Origin of the sequence: Arthrobacter sp. N199823, from assembly GCF_002929705.1 — a bacterium.
GTDB lineage: Bacteria > Actinomycetota > Actinomycetes > Actinomycetales > Micrococcaceae > Specibacter.
In genome coordinates, this window is record NZ_PJIN01000049.1 from 1 (window position 1) to 762 (window position 762).

The window sequence follows — 762 nt, forward strand, 5'->3', positions numbered from 1 at the left end:
ACGATGAGCTGCAGGTCACCCCGGCCTACTGGGGGATCGTCGACCCGAGCCGCCTGCCTGCCCGTCCGGCGGACGTGCTGCCGCCGCGGATCGCCGACCAGTCGGACATCCGGGCGGTGTCGAACGGTGCCAGCGGGGTCAAGGTGAACTACTCCCTGCCGTCCGCCATCGACACGCTCGACGGCCCCGTGCAGTTGACCTGCACGCCTGCCCCGGGCACGCGTTTCCCGGTCGGCACCACCACGGTGACGTGCACGGCGACGGACAGAGTGGGCAACACCCGCACCACGTCGTTCGACGTCATCGTGACCCGCAAGCAGGCCGGTAGGCCCCGACGGTCCGGGACTGACCAGCGATGTCGCACGAGTTCGTGAGGTTGCGGCTTCCATCCCATTCCGGCACCTCGACGAGTGGGGATGTTCGAACGTGCCCACTCCGAGTCGAGCGGGAGTGGAAGATTCGTCAGGCGTAGGCGCCGACCAGCCGCACTGATCCGCCGTCGACGCCCTTGGCGCCCTGCACGTAGTCCGGTCCGTCCGTGCTTCCGGTACCCGCGGCCTGCACCGTGCCCATTACCCACGAGGGGACACCAGCGGCATTCAGCTGGGCCAGCGCGGTGTCGGCACCCGCTGCTCCGACGATCGCCACCATTCCCACTCCGAGGTTGAGGGTGCGCTCGAGGTCCGGCAGGGGCACGTTGCCGAGCTGCGAGACGAGGGTGAAGATCGGGGGCAGGCCCCAGGTGGCACGGTCCACCGTTGC

Annotated in this window: 1 protein-coding gene and 1 pseudogene; one reads left to right on the forward strand and one right to left on the reverse strand. The window is 69.4% G+C overall.

What is annotated here, in order from left to right; translation table 11 throughout:
* Window positions 1-374, forward strand: a 374-nt coding sequence (locus tag CXQ93_RS20160; protein WP_146073308.1) for an HYR domain-containing protein, incomplete at its 5' end; no start/stop codon positions are given.
* An 88-nt stretch (window positions 375-462) separates the two neighbouring features.
* Here CXQ93_RS20160 and CXQ93_RS20165 read toward each other — a convergent pair.
* A pseudogene (locus tag CXQ93_RS20165) lies at window positions 463-762 on the reverse strand (phosphoribosylformylglycinamidine cyclo-ligase); the annotation flags it as partial.